Source organism: Ruminococcus sp. OM04-4AA, assembly GCF_003462585.1.
Taxonomy (GTDB): Bacteria; Bacillota; Clostridia; order Lachnospirales; family Lachnospiraceae; genus Mediterraneibacter; species Mediterraneibacter faecis.
Genome location: NZ_QTZH01000100.1, coordinates 1 through 3639 on the forward strand (window position 1 = coordinate 1; position 3639 = coordinate 3639).

4 protein-coding genes and 1 pseudogene are annotated in these 3639 nt (G+C 39.4%); all 5 read left to right on the forward strand.

Annotation, left to right across the window (positions count from 1 at the left end):
• A pseudogene (locus DXB52_RS15000) lies at positions 1-441 on the forward strand (YtxH domain-containing protein); the annotation flags it as partial.
• The gene (locus DXB52_RS15005; RefSeq protein WP_117576624.1) at positions 438-1445 is read left to right on the forward strand and encodes a bifunctional lytic transglycosylase/C40 family peptidase; all 1008 of its coding nucleotides are present in this window, start codon (positions 438-440) and stop codon (positions 1443-1445) included. The pseudogene DXB52_RS15000 and the gene DXB52_RS15005, both read left to right, overlap by 4 nt.
• Before the next feature lie 16 nt (positions 1446-1461).
• On the forward strand, positions 1462-2373 hold the full coding sequence (locus DXB52_RS15010) for a conjugal transfer protein (protein WP_117576623.1): 912 nt from the start codon (positions 1462-1464) through the stop codon (positions 2371-2373).
• 121 nt (positions 2374-2494) lie between these two features.
• Positions 2495-2866 (forward strand): GntR family transcriptional regulator, encoded by a 372-nt coding sequence (locus DXB52_RS15015; protein ID WP_006857100.1) that lies wholly within the window; start codon positions 2495-2497, stop codon positions 2864-2866.
• Between the two features lie 2 nt (positions 2867-2868).
• On the forward strand, positions 2869-3564 hold the full coding sequence (locus DXB52_RS15020) for an ATP-binding cassette domain-containing protein (RefSeq protein ID WP_118107967.1): 696 nt from the start codon (positions 2869-2871) through the stop codon (positions 3562-3564).
• Positions 3565-3639 lie beyond the last annotated feature (75 nt).

Below are 3639 nucleotides of genomic sequence, written 5' to 3' on the forward strand. Positions count from 1 at the left end.
GCTGACAAGCGTATGGAGCTTCAAAAGGCACAAGAAGCAAGGCAGGCACAGCGAAAGGCTGACGGATCAGCGACAACGGGAGCTACCCGTCCCCATGAGCGACCAGCCACAGCTTCAACCATTCCAAAGCCGAGTACAGAAAAAACGCAGGAAATCAAACGCCCTGCCACAGCGACCACTTCAAAAGCAAGCGAGCCAGTCAAGACAAGCGTTATCAAAGAGCGTCCGCTATCTTCTGGTGCTTCTGATAGAAAAGCAACCCAGCTTACACAGCAAGTACATAGGCAGAATGTAGAAAAAGTAGTATTGCAGGAAACACGCCAGAATTACCCCAAAGACCGCAGGAAAAAGGTTCAGCAGACCCATAGCGTCCAGAAGAACCAACAGACCACAGAGAAAAGCCGTAATCTTGTAACGAAGAAAGGACAGAAGAAAAAATGAAACTGAAACATATCGCTCTTATTGGCAGTCTGTTTCCTATCCTCTTTTCTCTGGTGCTTTTCTTTGGTGTCCTCATTAGTGCGGACAGCGACGATGAGAACAGCAATTTTTCTTCTGGCATTACGGGTATGAACCTATCCGCAGAAGTCTTGAAACATCAGCCTATGGTGGAAAAATACGCCAAAGAATACGGTATTTCCGAGTATGTCAATGTATTGTTGGCTATCATTCAAGTAGAAAGTGGCGGTACGGCAGTAGATGTTATGCAGAGTTCGGAAAGTCTTGGTTTACCGCCTAACTCTTTAGATACAGAAAGCTCAATCAAGCAGGGGTGTAAATATTTTGCGTCCCTGCTTTCTTCCTGCAAAAATCAAGGTATCGACGATTTGAATGTAGCGATACAGTCCTATAATTATGGCGGTGGCTATGTGGGATATGTGGCAGGAAAAGGAAAGAAACATACCTACAATCTTGCAGAGAGCTTCGCCCGTGAGAAATCGGGTGGAAAGAAAGTAACTTACACCAACCCGATAGCCGTTGCGAAGAACGGGGGTTGGCGGTATGGCTATGGAAATATGTTCTATGTGGAATTAGTCAATCAGTATTTAACTGTTCCGCAGGTGTCGGGAGAATTGGCACAAAAGGTAATGAATGAAGCATTGAAATATCAAGGCTGGAAGTATGTCTATGGCGGTAGCAATCCCAACACTTCCTTTGACTGTTCGGGACTGACACAATGGTGTTATGGTAAAGCTGGTATCTCCTTACCGAGAACCGCACAAGCACAGTTTGACGCTACCCAACATCTTTCACTCTCGCAGGCAAAGGCTGGGGACTTGGTATTTTTCCATTCCACTTATAACGCTGGTACTTATGTAACACACGTTGGTATTCTTGTTTCGCCGACGCAGATGTACCATGCAGGAAATCCGATAGGATATGCAGACCTAAGTAGTAGTTACTGGCAACAGCACTTAATCGGTGCAGGACGAATAAAACAATAGAAAGGACTTGAAAAATATGTTTAAGAAGAATAAGAAACAGACAGAAACTATCAAAGAACCAAAAGAAAAAAAGGTGCGTACTGTCAAGGTAGGTACACATAAGAAAACCGTGATTGCGTTGTGGGTGGTGCTTATCGCAAGCGTGAGCTTCGGGGTGTATAAGAATTTTACTGCTATCGACCAGCACACGACCCACGAAAAAGAAATCATTGAACTTCGCTTGCAGGACACCAACGGGATAGAAAATTTCGTGAAGAATTTTGCGAAGTCCTATTACACATGGAATAACAGTAAAGAAGCGATTGAATCAAGGACGCAGGCAATCAACGGTTATCTGACAAAGGAATTGCAGGACTTGAATGTTGATACCATTAGAACGGATATACCGACCAGCTCCACAGTTACAGATGTGATTGTATGGAGTATCGAACAATCGGGAACGGACACTTTTTCTGCTACTTACGAAGTAGATCAGCAGATAAAAGAGGGAGAAAAGACAAGCAATGTGAAAGCAACCTATACCGTAAAAGTCCATATAGACGCTGACGGGGATATGTTAATCGTTCAGAACCCTACCCTTGCACCAGCAATCGAAAAATCAGACTATGAGCCTAAGACACCAGAAGCAGACGCAAGTGTAGACGCTGATACCGTGAATGACGCTACCGCATTTCTGGAAACATTCTTTAAGCTCTACCCGACAGCTACGGAAAAAGAGCTTGCCTATTATGTATCGGGAAATGTGCTTGAACCTATCGGCAGGGACTATCTTTATTCTGAACTGGTAAACCCTATCTTTACAAAGGACGGGGACAATGTGAAAGTCAAGGTAGGCGTGAAATTCCTTGATAATCAGACAAAGGCGACGCAGATATCGCAGTATGAACTTGTGCTACATAAGGATAGTAACTGGAAGATTGTAGGATAAATTATATAGCGTGCATTTCCTAAATGAGATTTGCACGCTTCACTTTCTGTACAAACACCATATAACACTTGACAACAGCGTTACTCTGTTATATACTGTTTATACAGAAAGGAGCTGTGAGATGAAAATTATTATAAACCATTCTTCAATGATACCTATTTACGAGCAAATAGTAGAACAAGTTAAAGCTTTAATTCGGAATGGAAAATTAAAAGAAAATGATAATCTTCCGTCTGTTCGTTCTCTTGCAAAAGAATTAAAAATAAGTGCTCTAACTGTGAAAAAAGCATATGATAGCTTGGAAAACGAGGGGTTTACGGTAACAATTCATGGAAAAGGAACATATGTTACTGCTACAAATACAGAGCTTTTATTAGAGGAACAGAAAAAGGAATTAGAAAGTGATTTAGAACGAGTTATTCAAAAAGGCAGATGTTACGGTATCAGTGATGAAGATATAAAAAAACTATTTGAGTTAATTTTGGAGGGTTAGATATGTTAAAAATTGAGCATTTGAAAAAAAGTTATGAAAACTTTTCGCTTGATTGTTCTCTTGAAGTAAAGAAAGGTCATGTAACTGGTTTGATTGGTCAAAATGGTGCAGGAAAAAGCACAACATTTAAAGCTATTTTAGGGCTAATTTCCTTTGATAGTGGAACTATCAATATTCTTGGAAAGTCATTACAAGATTTTACTGCAAAAGACAAGCAAGATTTGGGAGTAGTTCTTTCGGACTCTGGCTTTAGTGGATATTTAACAATCAATGATATTATTCCTATTATTGATAATTTATATCAAAATTTTGATAAATCATTTTTTATAGAACAAGTTAAAAAGTTTCAGCTTCCACGAAATAAAAGAATAAAAGATTTTTCAACTGGTATGAAAGCGAAAGTAAAAGTCTTAGTTGCTGTTTCACACAATGCAAAGTTGTTAATTCTTGATGAACCAACGGCGGGATTAGATGTAATAGCTAGAGATGAATTGTTAGAAATGCTAAGAGATTTTATAGAAAAAGGCGAAGAACGCTCTATTTTAATTAGTTCTCACATTTCCAGTGATTTAGAAACTTTATGTGATGACCTTTATATGATACATCAAGGAAAAGTAATTATGCACGAAGATACTGATGTTTTACTAAGCGATTATGCACTACTTAAAGTTGATGAAGAAGAATATTCCAAATACTGATGTTTTACTAAGCGATTATGCACTACTTAAAGTTGATGAAGAAGAATATTCCAAATTAGATAGACAATATATTTT

What these genes read in the sequence shown, in the direction of transcription:
- DXB52_RS15010 (WP_117576623.1), top strand. Translation starts at nt 1,462, where the DNA reads ATGTTTAAGAAGAATAAGAAACAGACAGAAACTATCAAAGAACCAAAA.
- DXB52_RS15005 (WP_117576624.1), top strand. Translation starts at nt 438, where the DNA reads ATGAAACTGAAACATATCGCTCTTATTGGCAGTCTGTTTCCTATCCTC.
- DXB52_RS15020 (WP_118107967.1), top strand. Translation starts at nt 2,869, where the DNA reads ATGTTAAAAATTGAGCATTTGAAAAAAAGTTATGAAAACTTTTCGCTT.
- DXB52_RS15015 (WP_006857100.1), top strand. Translation starts at nt 2,495, where the DNA reads ATGAAAATTATTATAAACCATTCTTCAATGATACCTATTTACGAGCAA.